The following is a 15,932-nucleotide window of genomic DNA, read 5'->3' on the forward strand; positions in this document are numbered from 1 at the left end:
GTGGTCTTCATGAGGGGGTCCCCGAGAGGTGGTTCGTCGTGGGGCGCGTCCCGGGGTGGGGCTATGGCGTTCGTACAAAGACCCCGGTCTGTTCTTGGTGGGGGTCTCGTAGGACCCTTACCGGAGGTGTCAGGAGAATGGCATCAAGAATCGGCTAAGGGAGACACGCACGATGGCAAACGCTTCTTCGATGGCCAGGCCCGCCGTCCTGTCCGATCTCATCCCGGGCTCCCGCGTCCGCGACGCCGCACTGGTGGTGGGAGGCGCGGCCCTGACGGGCCTGGCCGCGCAGCTCAGCTTTCCGCTGCCCGGTTCGCCCGTCCCGGTCAGTGGCCAGACCTTCGCGGTCGTTCTCGTCGGCGCCGCCCTGGGCATGAACCGCGCCGTGCTGAGCATGCTGCTCTACCTGATGGCCGGCGTCGCGGGCGTGCCGTGGTTCGCCGACGGCGCCTCCGGCTTCGGCGGGGCGTCCTTCGGGTACGTGATCGGCTTCATCGCCGCCGCGGCCGTGGTCGGCAGGCTCGCCGAGCGCGGCGGGGACCGCACCGTCGCGCGTACGGTCGGCACGATGGTCCTGGGCAACCTCGTCATCTACGCCTTCGGCCTGCCGGTCCTGATCGCGGTCGCCCAGGTGGACCTCGTCAAGGGCCTGGCCCTGGGAGTGCTGCCCTTCCTGCTCGGTGACGCCCTGAAGATCGCCGTCGCGGCCGGGCTGCTCCCCGCGGCCTGGAGGCTCGCGCGGCACTGACCTCGCGGCGCGTACGGCCTGTGCCCTCGCCATGGGCGGCACAGGCCGTACATTCGTCTCATGGGCGTGATCGAGGAGGGCGCGAAGAAGTCGAGCGTTCTGTGGCTGTCGCTGGACCGGCCCCGGCTGGCCTGGCACACCTGGCACGACGACGCGATCTACCTGGTCACCGGCGGGGGCGAGCAGTCGCTGCCGGGGCTGGCCGAGGCCGGCGAGGTCCGGGTGACGCTGCGCAGCAAGGACAACGGCGGGCGCCTGGTGGCCTTCGACGCCCTGGTGGAGGTGGTCGACCAGGCCGAGGCGCCCGGTGCGGTGGCCGCGCTGGCCAAGGAGCGGCTCAACGCCCCCGACGCCGGGCGGCTGGTGGAGCGCTGGGCCGCCGGTTCCCGGGTGATCCGCCTGGTGCCGCGCGAACCGGTCCCCTCCTGACCGGCGGTGCCCCGCGAGCCGGTCCCCTGACGCCACCGGGGCCATGCGAGCCGGTCCCCCGACGCCGGGCCGGTCTCCTGACCACCGCGTGGCGCGGGGGCGCCCTACGGGGTCGGGGACGAGTACCGGGGGCGCGGAGCCCGGGGCTCGGGAGCCGTGTCCGGCACCGGGAGGCCCCGGGGCACGACGGCCGCGTCCGGTGCCGGTACGGGAGCCGCGGTGGCCCGCTGCGCCAGGTAGGCGCCGACCAGCACGATCGCGCCGCCCGCCATCTGGAAGGGGCCGAGCGCCTCACCGAGCAGGATCCAGGCGGCCACGGCCCCGGCGATGACCTCCAGTGAGGCGACCGTGGAGCCGATCGCGGCCGACAGGCGGCGCACCGCCAGGACGCCGAGGATGTAGGCGATCACCGTGGCGACCACGATCAGGCAGACCAGCGCCACGACCGCGGGAAGGGTGTGACCCGGGACCGGGGTGGCCGTACCGCCGAGCACCCCCCAGGGGATGTCCCACGGCCGGGAGATCGGCGTGAGCACCACGGCGGCGCCCAGCAGGCCCCAGGCGACCAGGCCGAGCGGGTCGATGTCGGCGCCGGAGCTCTCGCTGAGCAGGAAGTACCCGGTGCAGCAGGCCGCCGCGCTCACCGCGAGGAGCAGGCCGAGCGGGTCGAGGGTGAGACCGGACCAGATCTCCACCACCACGCCGAGACCGAGCACGGCGACGACCGCGCCGACGTAGGCCGTCCGCGGCGGGCGGGCCCTGCGGACGAACCGCACCCACAGGACCACCAGCACCGGGGAGGTGAACTCGATCAGCAGGGTGACGCCGACCGGGAGACGGGTGATCGCCGCGAAGAAGAGCGCCTGCACCCCGGCGACCGCGATCACCGCGTACGCCGCGAAGAACGGCAGCCGCGAGCGCGGGATGCGCAGGGCCGCGGGCCGGGCGACGGCGAGGATGCCTGCGAGCAGCAGGCCGGCGCCCGCCATCCGGATCCACGCCGCCTCCAGCGGGACCAGCCCGGCCGCGCCCAGGTACTTGGCCATGGGGCCGGAGAAGGCGAAGCACAGCGAGGAGGAGAGCGCGATCAGCACTCCGGCACGTCTCATGGGCCACCGTTTTCTGTAATTACCGTCGAGCCGTTTTGATGCTGTCATGCTGGTGAGCGGGCTGCAACCCGGATTCGGTGAACGCGCCGGGAGCGTGCCGACCACGAGCTCTCTCCGGGGGCCGCCTACGCTTCGGATGTGAGGATCTTCATCGCGCGGCTCGCCGGCACCCCGGTCTTCGACCCCGCCGGGGACCAGATCGGCCGGGTGCGTGACGTGGTGGTGGCCATCGCCGGCAGCACGCCACCGCACGTGCACGGCCTGGTCGTCGAGGTACAGCCCCGGCGGCGGGTCTTCCTGCCGATCACCCGGGTGCGTTCGGCCAAGGCCGGGGCGGTCGTCTTCAGCGGCACGCTCAACATGCGCAGGTTCGAGCAGCGGGCGACCGAGACCCTGGCCATCGCCGAGCTGCTCGACCTGAGGGTCGAGGTGGACGGCAGCCGGGCGACGGTCCTGGACCTGGCCATGGAGGAGACCCGGCGCGCCGAGTGGCTGATCACCAAGGTGGCCGTGCTGGGCAGCCCGCCCGGCATCGGGCTGCGCCGGCGCGGCGAGACCAGGATCGTCGACTGGGCCGAGGTCCGCGGCTTCGGCGCGGTCCAGCAGGACCAGGGCGCGGCCAACCTGCTGGTCGCGTTCGAGTCGATGCGCGCCGCCGACCTGGCCGGGGCCCTGCACGAGCTGCCCGACAAGCGCCGCACCGAGGTGGCCGCGGCCCTGGACGACGTACGGCTCGCCGACGTGCTGGAGGAGCTCCCCGAACGCGACCAGATCGGCATCCTGAGCAGGCTCGCCCCGGAGCGGGCCGCGCACGTGCTGGAGGAGATGGACCCCGACGACGCGGCCGACCTGCTGCAGGACCTCCCGATCGAGCAGGCCGAGGCGCTGATGGCGCTGATGGAGCCCGAGGAGGCCGCGCCGGTCAGGCGGCTGTTGGTCTACCCGGAGAACACCGCGGGCGGGATCATGACGAGCGAGCCGGTGGTGCTGCCGCCGAACGCGACGGTCGCCGAGGCGCTGGCCCACATCCGCCAGACCGACCTCACCCCGGCGGTGGCCGCGCAGATCTACGTGGCCCGGCCGCCGGTCGAGACGCCCACCGGCCGCTTCCTCGGCCTGGCGCACTTCCAGCGGCTGCTGCGCGAGCCCCCGTCCACGCTGCTCGGCAGCATCCTGGACACCTCCCTGGACCCGATCAGGCCCTCCTACACCCTGAACCAGGTCACCTTCTACCTGGCCACCTACAACCTGGTGGCGGTACCCGTGGTGAACGAGGCCGGCCGCCTGGTCGGCGCCGTCACCGTGGACGACGTGCTCGACCACCTGCTGCCGGCCGACTGGCGCGAGCGGGACGACCGGCCGGAGAGGGACGAGAATGCCTGACCGCCTCGACCAGCCCAGGCAGCCCGGCCTGCGGCTGCGCCCCCACTACGACCCCGAGGCGTTCGGGCGGCTGTCGGAGAAGATCGCCCGGTTCCTGGGCACCGCCAGGTTCCTGGTGTACATGACGGGGTTCGTCGCCCTGTGGGTGCTGTGGAATGTCTTCGCCCCGGCCTCGGTGCGGTTCGACCCCTACCCGTTCATCTTCCTGACGCTGATCCTGTCGCTGCAGGCCTCGTACGCGGCGCCGCTGATCCTGCTCGCCCAGAACCGGCAGGACGACCGGGACCGGGTCCAGAACGAGCACGACCGCAGGGCCGCCGAGCGCAACCAGGCCGACCTGGAGTACCTCACCCGGGAGATCGCCGCCCTGCGGATGGCGCTCGGCGAGGTGGCCACCCGCGACTACATCCGCTCGGAGCTGCAACGGCTCCAGGAGGACCTTCAGGAGGACCTCCAGGAGCCGCAGGCGCCCGCGGAGAGGTGAGCCGGGCCCGCGGGCCCTCCGGCCTCGACCCGTACCGCCCGGGACCCCTGTGGGCCCCGGGCGGTCATCGGTCGGCAGGGATCGATCAGTAGAAGAGGTTCTCCGGCTCCGGCAGGTCGACCAGTGCCGGGCCGCGCCAGCGGGCGGCGTCGGAGGGCACGTCGCGGGCGCTCAGGGTGCTGAGCGTCAGCGGGACCAGCACCTTGCTGGCGGCCAGGTCCACCGTGACGTTCGCGCCGGTGGCGGCCTCGTCGCTGTAGGTGGCGTCGGTTCCGGCGATCACCAGGGCGAGCCGGTGTCCCTTCCTGAAGACGTACTCCTGCGGCAGGGTCTCCCAGGCGATCCTGGCGTAGGCGCCCGGGGTCATCGGCGAGGGGTCGCTGAGCGAGCCGCGGTTCTGCGCGTCGATCCAGCCGCGGGCGACGATCTCCAGCGGCCGGGTGGCCCGGTTGGTGACGACCTTGCGGTAGCAGGCGTCGTCGGCGGCGGTGCTCTCGCCGTGGCAGCTCTCCTCGGTGACCGTGCTGATGCCCTGGCCGCGCCTCCAGTCGATGCGGCTGTCCTCGCCGAAGTCGACGAGCAGCGCGGTCAGGTTCGCGGTGGGCGCGTCCAGGGCGACGCGCAGGTCCACCACGGGGGTGCCGGACATGCGCAGGTCCAGCGGGAGCGCGCCGGTGGTGAAGGCCACCCTGCCCGGCTTGGCCGTGCCGACGTCGGCCACCATCTCGTCCTCGGACAGGCGCAGGTCGGCGAAGGCGGCGGTCTGGCCCTTCCGGGCCGGGACCAGGCCGAAGGAGCCGTTCGCGGCCGGGCGGAAGGGGATCTTCACCGAGAGCGGCGCGGGCCAGTCGCGCTGGGTGATCCAGCGGTCGAGGCTGGTCTGCACGTCGGCGCGGGGCTCGCGCATGATGCCGTTGTCCACGCCGTGCAGCCAGCGGTCGAACCAGCGGTGCAGCGTGTCGACCCAGGCGTCACGGCGTCCCTCGAAGTCGAAGGGGTCCACGTGCTGGTACTGCCCGACCCAGATCTTGCGGGGGACGTTCCGGTCGCCCAGCGCCTTCCACCACTTGGAGAAGTTGTCGGGCTTGACGTTGAGGTCGTTGACCGTGTGCACCGCGAAGACGCTGGCGCGCACCTTGGAGACGTCGGCCATCGAACCGGCGATGTAGTCGCGCTCGGCCCAGAAGGGGTTGTGGTTCCCGGTGTCGTCACCGTCCTCGGCGTCCAGCCGCGACCAGGTGGCGGCGCACTTGGCCGGAGGGTCGGTGTCCACGTAGTTCCCCAGCCACGACATGTAGTCGTAGTTGTAGACCACCCCGTTGGAGCGCTGGTACCGGTACCAGGAGCTGATCGCCGAGATCGGCACGATCGTCTCCAGCCCCTGCACGCCGGTCGCGGCCACCGCGTTGGCCAGCGTGCCGTCGTAGGACTTGCCGATCATCCCGGCCTTGCCGGTGGTCCAGTCCGCGGCCGCGGGCGTGCCGTCGGCGCGGTAGGCGGTGGCGCGGCCGTTCAGCCAGTCGATGACGGCCTTGCCGCCCATCACGTCGGCCCGTCCCCCGACGTCGGGGCAGCCGTCGGACCGGGTGGTGCCGATCATGTCGACGTGCAGGACCGCGTAGCCGCGCGGCACGAAGTAGTTGTCGTAGTACAGCGGGAACTTCGTCACGTTCCCCGCGTCGTCGTAGACCTTCCGCTCGGACTCGTTGCCCCGGCCCGAGTTGTCGTAGTACGGGCTCTCGTCGATGATCACCGGGACCCGGAGGCCGGGGCCGGACTCCCGCGGCCTGATGATGTCGACGCGGACCCGGTCGAGACGGCCGTCGGCGTCGCTGTCGAGGCTCGACTCGACGTAGACGTGCTCGCGGACGGCGTCGGCGTAGGAGAAGACCGGCTGGGTCCTCCCCTGTTCGACGGTGATCGAGGGCCGTGCGGCCGCGTGGGCCGGGGGGGTGACGCCCGCCGCCAGCACGGCGAAGGCGATGAGGGCTGCTCGTGACTTCCGCAAGCGGAGCCTCCAGGAAATTGGGGAAACACCCGCAATCTCCATGAATGTCCATATATTCGGAAGATCTCTTTATACCTTTGACATCACCCTGGGTCTGGCATGTGACACTGCCCCCGCCTCCTTTGACCGCCGGACGTCACAGGGCGGAGGGCCGGTGAATACCGGAAAAGAACATCCGGGGGTACGCGGGGCCCCCAGGGCGTGGATCCGCACCGGGGCCGGATCCGGGGACGACACGGGCCGGGCTGCGGGGTAAGGCCGCCCTCGACGGGGCCGGCCTCCGGGGCGCGGGCGGCGGAGAGGAGCTTGGCCGGCACGGCCTCGCACTGTCGCAGCTCACCGGGGTCGAGCAGGTCGAGGAACTGGGCGCGGACCCGCGCAGGTAGGTGGGACCGGCCTCGGCCAGCCGGGCCTCGCCCGCGTCGGTGAGGACCGCGAACAGTCCTCGCGCGTCGCTGGCGCAGGCCTCGCGCTCGACCAGCCCGTCACGCTGGAGACGGTCGACGAGACGGGTCAGGCCGCTGCGCGAGAGCAGCACCCGCTCGGCCAGGTCGTTCAATCCTCAGCCGCCGCTCGGACGCCTCGGAGAGCCGCAGGAGCACGTCGTAGGAGGCCAGGGCCAGGTCGTGCCCGACGAGCAGGTCGGCCTCCAGGCCGCGGGTGATGCGGACCTGGGCCTGCTGGAGCATGCGCCAGACCGCAAGCCCCTGTGAGCCGACACTCTCTCCGGGCTCGCCCGCCGTCAGGGTCACGGAGTAACCTTAGAACGTTGCACGCGCATCTACACGTGAATTGTCCGGATCCGGAGACCGTCGTCGGAACCGGAATTACCTCCGCCGTTCCCGGGTTCTTACCATGGATCCACAACGTCGGCCTTTTCCGACCGGATCAGCCTCTCGCACGCCATGACGGCACCGCGTCGGGCGGTCCCGCCCGCCGCACGCCTCTTCGATAACAGACAAGGAGGGACGGCATCCCCGTCGCCTCAAGGTGGCGGTGTATTGCCGACACTTCGATGGCACCTACCCCGGAACTGGTGATGGCCGCCCTGGCGACCGTCAACGATCCTGAGATCCGTCGGCCGATCACCGAACTCGACATGGTCAAGAGCGTCGACATCTCCCCCGAGGGAGCGGTACGTGTCGCGATCTTCCTGACCGTGTCGGGCTGTCCCATGAAGGACACCATCACCCGGGACGTCACCGGCGCCGTCTCCAAGGTCGGCGGAGTGACCGGCGTCTCGGTCGAGATGGACGTCATGAGCCCCGAGCAGCGCAAGACGCTGCAGACCAAGCTGCGCGGCGGCAAGGGACCCGAGAAGGAGATCCCCTTCGCCCAGCCCGGCTCGCTGACCCGCGTCTTCGCGGTCGCCTCGGGCAAGGGCGGCGTCGGCAAGTCCTCGGTCACCGTCAACCTGGCCGCGGCGATGGCCGCGAGCGGCCTCAAGGTCGGCGTGGTCGACGCCGACATCTACGGCCACAGCATCCCCCGCATGCTCGGGGTCTCCGAGCGACCCACCAAGGTCGAGGACATGATCATGCCGCCGGTGGCGCATGACATCAAGGTCATCTCGGTCGGGATGTTCAAGCCCGAGGGCAACACCCCGGTCGTCTGGCGCGGCCCGATGCTCGACCGCGCCCTGCACCAGTTCCTCGCGGACGTCTACTGGGGCGACCTCGACGTGCTGCTGATGGACCTGCCCCCGGGCACCGGTGACATCGCCATCTCCGTCGCGCAGCGGATGCCGTCCGCGGAGCTCCTGGTGGTGACCACCCCGCAGCAGGCCGCCGCCGAGGTCGCCGAGCGGGCCGGATCCATCGCCGTCCAGACCCACCAGCAGATCGCCGGCGTCATCGAGAACATGTCGTGGCTGCCCTGCCCGCACTGCGACGAGCGGATCTCGGTCTTCGGCGAGGGCGGCGGCCAGACCGTGGCCGACGCGCTCACCCGTACCCTCGGCGCCCGCGTCCCGCTGCTCGGCCAGGTGCCGATCGACATGCGCCTGCGCGAGGGCGGCGACGAGGGCAAGCCGCTGGTGCTGACCGACCCGGACGCCCCGGCCGCGGCCGAGCTGGGCCGCATCGCCGCCGCCCTCGGCAAGAAGTCGGGAAGCCTCAGGGGCATGCAGCTCGGCATCTCGCCGACCCGGCGCGGCTGACCGCGCCGCGGTCGGCGGAACGGCGTCCCGCCCCGGTGGTCCAGCGGCCCGGCCGCGCACCGGGGCCACCGGCCTCGGCGACCCGAAGGCCCGGGAGCCTGGGTGGCCCGGCCGGTCTAGGTGGCCTCGGAGTCGTACGGGGGGATCTCCCCGTAGCCCAGCTCACCGGCCGGGTAGGACGTGGCGGGTTCGGCCGTGGCCGTCGCCGTCGTGCTCTTCCAGTCGTCCTCCAGGTCCGCGGTCAGGTGCTTGCGGACGAAGTTCTTGGGATTGAGGTCGGCCGGGTCGAAGTCGGCGAACTCCGGCCCCAGGCCGGTCCGCAGGTCGTCCCTGGCGTTGTTCGCCATCCGGCGCAGGTTGCGCAGCGTCCTGGCCGCCTGTGAGGCGGCCTGGGGCAGTTTCTCCGGCCCGAAGACGAGAAGCGCGATGACCACCAGCGCCACGATCTCAGGCCAGCCGAGTCCGAACACGGTGATCTCCTACCGGGACGATGCCATGAGCACCTCTCCGGCGGCACGCCGGAGAGGTCCCACACTAATACCCCGGCCAGGGGCACGCGCCCGCGGCCGGGGGGCGACGAGGGCTCAGGAGGGCTCGGGCGTCGGCTGGTCCGGCGCCGCGCCGACGGTCACGGTCGCGGTCTTCTCCTGACCGCCCCGCTGGTACTTGACCGTCAGCTTCTCGCCGGGCGCCCTGTTGCGGATCATCGCGATCAGCTCGTTGCCGTCCTGCAGGACGACGCCCTCGACCTCCAGGATGACGTCGCCGGGCTTGAGACCGGCCTGGGCGGCCGGGCCGTTCGGCTCGATCGGCTGGGTGCCCCGCGTGACCTCGGTGGCGATCCGCACCCCGACGCCCTGGTAGCTCGGGTCGATGGCGACGCCGATCCGCGACTTCCTGGCCTTGCCGGTGGTGATCAGCTCCTGGGCGACCCGGCGGGCGTGGTTCACCGGGATGGCGAACCCCAGGCCGATGCTGCCGCTCTGGCCCCCGACCGACCTGCCCAGCGTGGCGATCGCCGAGTTGACGCCGATGACCTCGCCGTTGGTGTTGACCAGCGGCCCGCCCGAGTTGCCGGGGTTGATGGCCGCGTCGGTCTGGACGGCGCTGAGCCAGGTGGTGTCGGAGCTGTTCTCCTCGCCCGCCTGGACGGGACGGTTGAGCGAGCTGACGATGCCGGAGGTGACCGTGCCGGTCAGGCCCAGCGGGGAGCCGATGGCGATGACCGGGTCGCCCACGACCACGTTGTCGGAGTTGCCGAGGGTGATCTCCGGCGCGCCGAAGGTCTCGTTCGGCTTGACCACGGCCAGGTCGGACTCGGGGTCACGGCCGACGATGACGGCGGAGGTGGACCTGCGGTTGTTGAACTGGATCTGGATCTGGCCGTTCGGGGCCGCCGCGGCGACCACGTGGTTGTTGGTCACCACGTACCCGCCCTTGATCAGGAAGCCCGATCCGGTGCTGGAGCTCGCCCCGCCCTCGACGGCCAGCGAGACCACGCTGGGCAGGACCTTCGACGCCACGCCCGCGACCGAGTCGGGAGGGCGGACGTTGGAGCCCGAGGGGGCCTTGTCCAGGCTGAAGGAGGGGTCGCGGCCCGAGTCCGTCGGCCGGGTGAGCAGGTAGGTGCCGACGCTGCCCAGCAGCGAGGCCAGCAACGCGATCACCACGGCGAGGATGACCAGCGTGGGGGTACGGGGTCCGCGCCGGGCCGCCGCGGGCGCCGTGCCGCCGAAGCCCGCGGGCAGGCCGGGACCTCCGGGGGGCGGCGCCCAGCCGGGACCCATGCCCGCGGCCTGGGCGGGCGGGGGCGGGCCGATCGGCGGGCCGAAGACCGCCGTCTCCTGCCGCGTCCTGCCGGAGGGGTCGCCCCAGCCCTCCCCGGCCGGTGAGGAGCCGTGGGCGGGGCCGGGCCCCTGGGCGAACCCCTGGACGGGCCGCCGGCCGGGGTCGGAGGAGGCCGGGTCGCCCTCGCCCGGTGCCGTGGAGGCGTCGTGGCGGAGCAGCTCGGGCTGCCCGTGCCGCTCACGGTCCCACGTGCCGTGGCCGTAGGGGTCGTCGGACCGGTTCCAGACGTCGTCGCGGGGACGCTCCGTGCCGGCGGGGGCGGTCTCCCCGGCGGGCAGGAACTCCGGGCGGGAGAACTCGGGGCCGGAGGGGCCGGCGCGGCGGGACTGCTCGACGCCGTGTCCGCCGTCGGCGAATTCCGACGGCGTACGCCCCTCAGCATCGTGCGCCTCGTGGGTACGGGCCTCGTCGGTCATCGGATACTCACCACTCCTTGCCTCGCAGGCGGCCGCTCACCGAGTCGACCCGGCAATCTTCCCCCGAGCGGCATACGAGATGTGTAAAGCACGCGTCATTCGAAGGGATTGACCCAGGAGAGCACGCGTGCGGCACCGCGGCCGAGCCTCGCCCAGAGATCGGGGACGGGCTCGTGCGGCAAAGCCGCGACGGCTGCGTCGGCCATGTCGGCCGGCGCGTCCGCAAAGACGGTGTAGACATGACCCCCACTCGCCCAGATCGTCTCCTGCCCCGCCGGGTCTCGAACCCAGATCGTATGCCCGTTACGCCGCTCGGCATGCCAATCACGGAGACGTTCCTCATCAAGCATCCCAGGCTGGATGAAAACCGACACGACCGACAGGCCGTCGGAGTACCCGAGATACACGTGACCGGCGGCGGCGCGGTGCGCGGCGAACAGCTCCAGGCGGCCCGGCAGGGCGGTGGGGAAGTGCCAGCCGGCGGCCCGCAGGCGGGGGATCTCCGCCAGGTCGAGGCCGCCCGCGGGCATCGCGGGCACCGTGCGCCGTGCCGGGGTGGCCGGTCGCACGGTCAGGTCGACGAAGGCGGCGGTGTGCACGATCCGGCCCCGCGCGTCCAGCAGGTCCCGGCGCAGCACCGGCCCGGCGGCGCGGTCGAGCCAGTAGCGGGCCGCGACGGTGCCGTCGGAGCGCAGCACGTGCACCAGGCGGGCGGGGCGCCCGCAGGCCCGGCCCTCGCCCGCGTCCACCACCCGGTAGTTGCGGGCCAGCACCTCCAGCATCGTCTCGGACGGGCTGGACATGCCTCCGGCGAGGGTGCCGGGATCGGCGCTCTGCGTGAGGCCCGAGGGCTCGGCGCGTACCGTCAGCCCCACCCCGGGGGCGTTGTGCACCTCCTGCACCACCGAGGCGGAGCCCGAGGCGCCCCAGACGGTCACGTACCGGGTGCCGGAGTATCCCCGGGTGCGACCGGCGATCGCGGCGTCGCGCAGCAGGGCCAGGCCGGTGTCCTCGCTCTCCGCGTCGTCCGGCGGACCGGTCTGGGAGGAGCGGACGGCGTGCGCCGGACCACCCGTCACCAGCCCCAGCAGCATCAAGGCCGCCAGGAGCAGGGTGACGGGCAGCCGGATCACGGAGTGGGCGAGTAGGTCGGCGTCGCCGACCCGCCGTAGGGCGCGGTGTTCCTGTGCTGGTTGGCGAACATGTCGACCGGCGGCACCACGCGCGGGTTGGGGTCGGTGCCGCCTACCACGAACAGCGTCCCGATCGCCACGGCCGCCGAGGCGACGCCCACCGCGACGTACCCGGCTCGCCGGGCGCGGCGGGGACGGCCCCCGGCGCGGCCACGGGGCCGGTTGTCGGGGGGAGCGACGCTGTGCATGCTCGGGATGGGCGCCCCCGCGAAGGTGCGCGGAGGCGGAAAGGGACGCTCGCGCGGGGGCAGCGGCCCACCCGGCTCGGCCATCCGCAGCAGGGACATCGTCAGGTCGGTCGGCATCGCGGGCCCGTCGAGGGACCGCAGCCGGCTCTTCAGCGCCCGCACGGCGTCGACCTCGGCCCGGCACGGGGCGCAGAAGGTCAGGTGCGACAGGGCACGGTCGCGCTCATGGTGATTGAGCTCACCGTCGACCAGTGCTGATACACGCTCTCCGAGATGACTCATGCGCACTCCTTGCCAAGAGGCTCGTCGTGACATTCGTCATGACTGTGGTTTCTCATGCGAACTCCTCCCCGTGAGTAACGCTCGGGGGGAGTTGGTCGTTCCGCGGCGCGCGGTGCTCCAGCGCGTCGCGCAGCTGCGCGCGCCCGCGGTGGATCCGGCTGCGGACCGTGCCGAGCTTCACGCCGAGCGTCGCGGCGATCTCCTCGTACGACAGGCCCTCGATGTCGCACAGCACGACGGCCGCGCGGAACTCGGGCGCGAGCGCGTCGAGCGCCGCCTGGATGTCGGGCTCCATGTGGGCGTCGTCGTACACCTGCGCCGGGGAGGGCTCGCGGCCGCGCAGCCGCTCCGCGGCGTCGTCGGCGAACCCCTCGAACCTGATGCGCTGCTTGCGCCGCGCCATGTCCAGGAACAGGTTCGTGGTGATGCGGTGCAACCAGCCCTCGAACGTGCCCGGCGTGTAGTTCGACAACGACCTGAAGACCCGGACGAAGACCTCCTGCGTGAGGTCCTCGGCGTCGTGCACGTTGCCGGTCAGCCGATAGGCCAGCCGGTACACCCGCGCCGAGTGCGTCCGGACCACTTCCTCCCACGTGGGAGGCGTCCAATCAGACACGGGAGCTCCTGACTGGTGGTCGGGCTCGTCCACCAGCACTCCTCTCTCCGGGACCACCGCTATCGCCATAGTGCCTGGTTTCGTCCCTCCGTGCGCACCGACTGTCCTCCGGACCGGCAAAGGCCGCTTAAACCGTGCAACGCACCGGGGGTCACATGAGTTCCCGATCGGGCCTGCCTCCCTTAGGCTGCGACCGAGCGTCTATATGACGGTGTACGGAGAAAGCGGGAGGAGAGGCCGATGGCAGAGACGCCGCCCAGTCCGTTGGAGGCCACTCTGGCCTATGCCGACGAGTTCCACCGGGAGGACGACATCCTCCGCGCCGCGCGCCTGCGCGGGGCCGAGGTGGGGGCTCCCCCGATCCTGCCCGGCGGCGGCGCCGCCCTCTGCTTCCTCGCCACCGCGGTCAACGCCCGCGCCGTCGTGGAGATCGGCACCGGCTGCGGGGTCTCCGGCCTGTGGCTGCTGCGCGGCATGCGCCCGGACGGCACGCTCACCAGCGTGGACGTCGAGCCCGAGCACCAGCGGCTGGCCAGGCAGAGCTTCGCCCAGGCCGGTTTCTCCGGCGGCCGGATCCGCCTGATCACCGGCCGCGCCCTGGACGTGCTCCCCCGCCTGTCCGACGGCGGCTACGACCTGGTCTTCTGCGACGGCGCCATGCACGAGTACGCCGACTACCTGGCCGAGTCGATCCGGCTGCTGAGGGTCGGCGGCGTCGTGGTCTTCGACAACGCCCTGTGGGGCAACCGGGTGGCCGACCCCGTGCAGCGCGACCCGGACACCGTCGCCATCAGGGAGCTGGGCAAGCTGGTCCGCTCCGACGAGCGGCTCCGCCCGCTGATGATACCCCTGGGCGACGGCATCCTGGCGGCCGTCAAGCTCGCCGACTGACCGCCGGCCCCGGGCCGGGACCGGTAACGAGCCGGGCCGGCGCCGGGAGCCGCTTTCCGGGACCCCGAGGCCGGGGACACACCGGTGGCGGCGTGCCCTCACCGTTCCGGCAGCCCCGCCAGCCACTCCAGCAGCAGGCGCACGCCGTACCCGGTGGCGCCCTTGCTCAGCAGGCCCTCGTCGGCGCCGCTGCGGCCGACGCCCGCGATGTCCAGGTGCGCCCACGGCCGTCCGCCGGTGAACTCTCGCAGGAACAGCGCCGCGGTCACCGAACCCGCGCCGTAGGTGGATCCGGTCTCGATGTTGGCCAGGTCGGCCACGGACGACTCCAGGGCCGGGACGTAGTCCTCGATCAGCGGCATCCGCCAGAGCGGCTCCCCACCGGCCTCCCCGGCCGCGGTCAGCGCCTCGGCCAGGGCGTCGTCGGAGGCGAAGACCGCGCCCAGGCCCTTGCCGAGCGCGATGCCGATCGCCCCGGTCAGCGTGGCCACGTCGACCATGACGTCCGGGTCCAGCTCGGCGTCGGCGTAGGCCAGCGCGTCGGCCAGCACCAGCCGGCCCTCCGCGTCGGTGTTCAGCACCTCCACGGTCCGGCCGCCGTACTGGGTGATCACGTCGGAGGGGCGCTGGGCCGAGCCGGAGAAGGCGTTCTCGGCGGTGGCGACCAGGCCGGTGACCCGGACCCGCACGCCGAGCGCGGCCAGCGCGCCCAGGACCGCGATGACCACGGCCCCGCCCGCCATGTCGGTCTTCATGAAGACCATGTTGCCGGTCGGCTTGAGGGAGATCCCGCCGGTGTCGTAGGTGATGCCCTTGCCGACCAGGACCACGTGGCCGCTCGCGCCCTCGGGCCGGTAGTCCAGCCGGATCAGCCGGGGCGGGCTCTGCGCCCCCTTGCCGACGGCGAGGATCCCGCCGAACCCGTCGTCGGCCAGCTCCCGCTCGTCCCACACCCGCACGGTCACGTCCCGGTCCGCGACGTGCTCGCCGGCGCGCTCGGCCAGCCAGGCCGGGGACTTCACCGAGGACGGCGTGTTGGTCAGGTCCCTGGCCAGGGCCACGGCCTCGGCGATCACCCGCGCGTCGTCGACCTCGGCCTCGGACTCGTCGCCGACGAACTCCAGCGTCACCCCCGGCGTCTGCTCCTCCCCGGCACGGAAGGCGTACGTGGCCAGCAGCGCGCCCTGCACGAAGGCGGCCACCGGACCGGCGGGCAGCACGATCCTGACGGCGTCCCTGCCCTTGCCGCGGCGTGCCACCGCCGCGCCGGCCTTGCGCAGGGCCGTCGCCGACCCGTCGCCGATCCCGTACAGGAGCACCCGGCCCACGGCGTCGCCGGTGGCGACGGGAACCTCGACGATCTCCCCGGCCTCGCCCTTGGACCTGTGGTGGGCGAGCAGCGCCGCCGCGGGCAGCGGCAGGTCGATCTCGGGGGCCAGGCCGGCGTCGAAGGGGACGGCCAGCAGCTCGGCGTCCCCGAAGGACGGGCCGGCGTCTCCGGAGGCGGTCTCGGGGTCGGCGTCGGCGTCGGGGGCGGTGACCCACAGCCCGCGGGCGTACGGCTCGCGGGGCAGGAGCAGGTGGGGGGAGATGGGCATGGGGCGACTCCAGTCATCGGGTCCGGCGGAAGGGAGAACGCCGGGGAAAACACCGGGAGGACACGGGGAGGACACTCGAACACCGTCGACGACGTCACGGAGGGGTCCGCGGAGAACACCGCGGCCCTGGCGCGAGCCGCCGTGAGGCGGTCCGACGGCCAGGGCCGTGTTCATCGTCGGTCGCGCGGGCCGTCGCAGGTGTCATGCTCCCCGAGCAAGCTCAAAACAGGGCCCGGCTCCACCACTGTCGTCAGATCGGGATCAACCGACGATCTTCTTCAATTCCTCACCAAGGGCGCTCGCCTCGTCCGCCGAGAGCTCGACGACGAGACGTCCGCCACCCTCCAGAGGAACCCGCATGACGATGCCCCTGCCTTCCTTGACGACCTCCAGCGGACCATCACCGGTCCTCGGCTTCATAGCCGCCATGCGTGTATCCCTTCCTGCTTCGGGCTCCGGATCTCCGACTGACCCGAGGGTGGCCGACGCATTCACGTCTTCTGTGATGTCCTATTATCCCGCCTCCGCACGGAGAATGGGAACGATCAGTATCAGCGTCGGCTCATCCGGCGATCAAGACC

17 protein-coding genes are annotated in these 15,932 nt (G+C 72.3%); 6 read left to right on the forward strand and 11 right to left on the reverse strand.

Annotated features, from left to right (window positions below):
• The first annotated feature begins 172 nt into the window (after window positions 1–172).
• Window positions 173–748: a biotin transporter BioY gene (locus tag ACIBCT_RS12930; protein ID WP_399187891.1), complete on the forward strand. Its 576-nt coding sequence runs from the start codon at window positions 173–175 to the stop codon at window positions 746–748.
• A 60-nt stretch (window positions 749–808) separates the two neighbouring features.
• Entirely contained in the window at window positions 809–1,177 is a 369-nt protein-coding gene (locus ACIBCT_RS12935) for a hypothetical protein (protein WP_344902352.1), read from the forward strand.
• 104 nt (window positions 1,178–1,281) lie between these two features.
• Here ACIBCT_RS12935 and ACIBCT_RS12940 read toward each other — a convergent pair whose 3' ends face one another.
• The gene (locus tag ACIBCT_RS12940; RefSeq protein ID WP_399187894.1) at window positions 1,282–2,286 is read right to left on the reverse strand and encodes an EamA family transporter; all 1,005 of its coding nucleotides are present in this window, start codon (window positions 2,284–2,286) and stop codon (window positions 1,282–1,284) included.
• A gap of 138 nt (window positions 2,287–2,424) precedes the next feature.
• On the opposite strand from ACIBCT_RS12940, the gene ACIBCT_RS12945 reads away from it, so the two are divergent.
• Together ACIBCT_RS12945 and ACIBCT_RS12950 are read left to right on the forward strand one after the other, a co-directional pair.
• Complete coding sequence (locus ACIBCT_RS12945; protein ID WP_399187897.1) at window positions 2,425–3,669, forward strand: magnesium transporter MgtE N-terminal domain-containing protein; 1,245 nt, start codon at window positions 2,425–2,427, stop codon at window positions 3,667–3,669.
• Complete coding sequence (locus tag ACIBCT_RS12950) at window positions 3,662–4,153, forward strand: DUF1003 domain-containing protein (protein WP_399187899.1); 492 nt, start codon at window positions 3,662–3,664, stop codon at window positions 4,151–4,153. Before ACIBCT_RS12945 ends, ACIBCT_RS12950 begins: the two co-directional genes overlap by 8 nt.
• Window positions 4,154–4,238: 85 nt before the next feature.
• On the opposite strand, the gene ACIBCT_RS12955 is transcribed toward ACIBCT_RS12950, so the two are convergent.
• The 3 genes from ACIBCT_RS12955 to ACIBCT_RS12965 form a co-directional block, all read right to left on the reverse strand.
• Window positions 4,239–6,161 carry a Xaa-Pro dipeptidyl-peptidase gene (locus ACIBCT_RS12955; RefSeq protein ID WP_399187901.1) on the reverse strand — a complete coding sequence of 641 codons (1,923 nt, stop codon included), beginning with the start codon at window positions 6,159–6,161 and terminating at the stop codon, window positions 4,239–4,241.
• Window positions 6,162–6,297: 136 nt separating this feature from the next.
• Window positions 6,298–6,699, reverse strand: a complete 402-nt coding sequence (locus ACIBCT_RS12960) for a MarR family winged helix-turn-helix transcriptional regulator (protein WP_399188349.1) — start codon at window positions 6,697–6,699, stop codon at window positions 6,298–6,300.
• Window positions 6,647–6,913 (reverse strand): hypothetical protein, encoded by a 267-nt coding sequence (locus ACIBCT_RS12965; protein WP_399187903.1) that lies wholly within the window; start codon window positions 6,911–6,913, stop codon window positions 6,647–6,649. The genes ACIBCT_RS12960 and ACIBCT_RS12965 overlap by 53 nt, the downstream gene beginning before the upstream one ends.
• Window positions 6,914–7,176: 263 nt before the next feature.
• Here ACIBCT_RS12965 and ACIBCT_RS12970 point away from each other — a divergent pair, with 263 nt between their 5' ends.
• Window positions 7,177–8,319, forward strand: coding sequence for an Mrp/NBP35 family ATP-binding protein (locus ACIBCT_RS12970; RefSeq protein WP_399187905.1), 1,143 nt, complete (start codon window positions 7,177–7,179; stop codon window positions 8,317–8,319).
• A gap of 116 nt (window positions 8,320–8,435) precedes the next feature.
• Here the strand turns inward: ACIBCT_RS12970 and ACIBCT_RS12975 are convergent, their stop codons facing one another.
• The 5 genes from ACIBCT_RS12975 to sigE all read right to left on the reverse strand — a co-directional run bounded on the left by ACIBCT_RS12975 (window position 8,436) and on the right by sigE (window position 12,931).
• Window positions 8,436–8,789 (reverse strand): sec-independent translocase, encoded by a 354-nt coding sequence (locus ACIBCT_RS12975; RefSeq protein ID WP_344902368.1) that lies wholly within the window; start codon window positions 8,787–8,789, stop codon window positions 8,436–8,438.
• A 114-nt stretch (window positions 8,790–8,903) separates the two neighbouring features.
• A complete protein-coding gene (locus ACIBCT_RS12980; RefSeq protein WP_399187907.1) occupies window positions 8,904–10,583 on the reverse strand; it encodes a S1C family serine protease in 1,680 nt (559 codons plus the stop codon).
• A gap of 95 nt (window positions 10,584–10,678) precedes the next feature.
• On the reverse strand, window positions 10,679–11,716 hold the full coding sequence (locus ACIBCT_RS12985) for a sigma-E factor regulatory protein RseB domain-containing protein (RefSeq protein ID WP_399187910.1): 1,038 nt from the start codon (window positions 11,714–11,716) through the stop codon (window positions 10,679–10,681).
• Entirely contained in the window at window positions 11,713–12,246 is a 534-nt protein-coding gene (locus ACIBCT_RS12990) for an anti-sigma factor family protein (protein WP_399187912.1), read from the reverse strand. The genes ACIBCT_RS12985 and ACIBCT_RS12990 overlap by 4 nt, the downstream gene beginning before the upstream one ends.
• A gap of 52 nt (window positions 12,247–12,298) precedes the next feature.
• Window positions 12,299–12,931 carry an RNA polymerase sigma factor SigE gene (sigE, locus tag ACIBCT_RS12995; RefSeq protein ID WP_344902381.1) on the reverse strand — a complete coding sequence of 211 codons (633 nt, stop codon included), beginning with the start codon at window positions 12,929–12,931 and terminating at the stop codon, window positions 12,299–12,301.
• Window positions 12,932–13,102: 171 nt separating this feature from the next.
• Here sigE and ACIBCT_RS13000 point away from each other — a divergent pair, with 171 nt between their 5' ends.
• Window positions 13,103–13,753, forward strand: a complete 651-nt coding sequence (locus ACIBCT_RS13000) for an O-methyltransferase (RefSeq protein WP_399187914.1) — start codon at window positions 13,103–13,105, stop codon at window positions 13,751–13,753.
• 98 nt (window positions 13,754–13,851) lie between these two features.
• On the opposite strand, the gene ACIBCT_RS13005 is transcribed toward ACIBCT_RS13000, so the two are convergent.
• Both ACIBCT_RS13005 and ACIBCT_RS13010 read right to left on the reverse strand, forming a co-directional pair.
• The gene (locus ACIBCT_RS13005; RefSeq protein ID WP_399187916.1) at window positions 13,852–15,351 is read right to left on the reverse strand and encodes a leucyl aminopeptidase; all 1,500 of its coding nucleotides are present in this window, start codon (window positions 15,349–15,351) and stop codon (window positions 13,852–13,854) included.
• A gap of 261 nt (window positions 15,352–15,612) precedes the next feature.
• The gene (locus ACIBCT_RS13010; protein ID WP_084195322.1) at window positions 15,613–15,780 is read right to left on the reverse strand and encodes a DUF3117 domain-containing protein; all 168 of its coding nucleotides are present in this window, start codon (window positions 15,778–15,780) and stop codon (window positions 15,613–15,615) included.
• Window positions 15,781–15,932: the final 152 nt, after the last annotated feature.

This window comes from Streptosporangium sp. NPDC050855 (assembly GCF_044456585.1).
In the GTDB taxonomy this organism is placed as follows: Bacteria; Actinomycetota; Actinomycetes; order Streptosporangiales; family Streptosporangiaceae; genus Streptosporangium; species Streptosporangium longisporum.

What these genes read in the sequence shown, in the direction of transcription:
- ACIBCT_RS12930 (WP_399187891.1), top strand. Translation starts at nt 173, where the DNA reads ATGGCAAACGCTTCTTCGATGGCCAGGCCCGCCGTCCTGTCCGATCTC.
- ACIBCT_RS12935 (WP_344902352.1), top strand. Translation starts at nt 809, where the DNA reads ATGGGCGTGATCGAGGAGGGCGCGAAGAAGTCGAGCGTTCTGTGGCTG.
- ACIBCT_RS12940 (WP_399187894.1), bottom strand. Translation starts at nt 2,286, where the DNA reads ATGAGACGTGCCGGAGTGCTGATCGCGCTCTCCTCCTCGCTGTGCTTC.
- ACIBCT_RS12950 (WP_399187899.1), top strand. Translation starts at nt 3,662, where the DNA reads ATGCCTGACCGCCTCGACCAGCCCAGGCAGCCCGGCCTGCGGCTGCGC.
- ACIBCT_RS12970 (WP_399187905.1), top strand. Translation starts at nt 7,177, where the DNA reads ATGGCACCTACCCCGGAACTGGTGATGGCCGCCCTGGCGACCGTCAAC.
- ACIBCT_RS12980 (WP_399187907.1), bottom strand. Translation starts at nt 10,583, where the DNA reads ATGACCGACGAGGCCCGTACCCACGAGGCGCACGATGCTGAGGGGCGT.
- ACIBCT_RS12990 (WP_399187912.1), bottom strand. Translation starts at nt 12,246, where the DNA reads ATGAGTCATCTCGGAGAGCGTGTATCAGCACTGGTCGACGGTGAGCTC.
- sigE (WP_344902381.1), bottom strand. Translation starts at nt 12,931, where the DNA reads ATGGCGATAGCGGTGGTCCCGGAGAGAGGAGTGCTGGTGGACGAGCCC.
- ACIBCT_RS13000 (WP_399187914.1), top strand. Translation starts at nt 13,103, where the DNA reads ATGGCAGAGACGCCGCCCAGTCCGTTGGAGGCCACTCTGGCCTATGCC.
- ACIBCT_RS13005 (WP_399187916.1), bottom strand. Translation starts at nt 15,351, where the DNA reads ATGCCCATCTCCCCCCACCTGCTCCTGCCCCGCGAGCCGTACGCCCGC.
- ACIBCT_RS13010 (WP_084195322.1), bottom strand. Translation starts at nt 15,780, where the DNA reads ATGGCGGCTATGAAGCCGAGGACCGGTGATGGTCCGCTGGAGGTCGTC.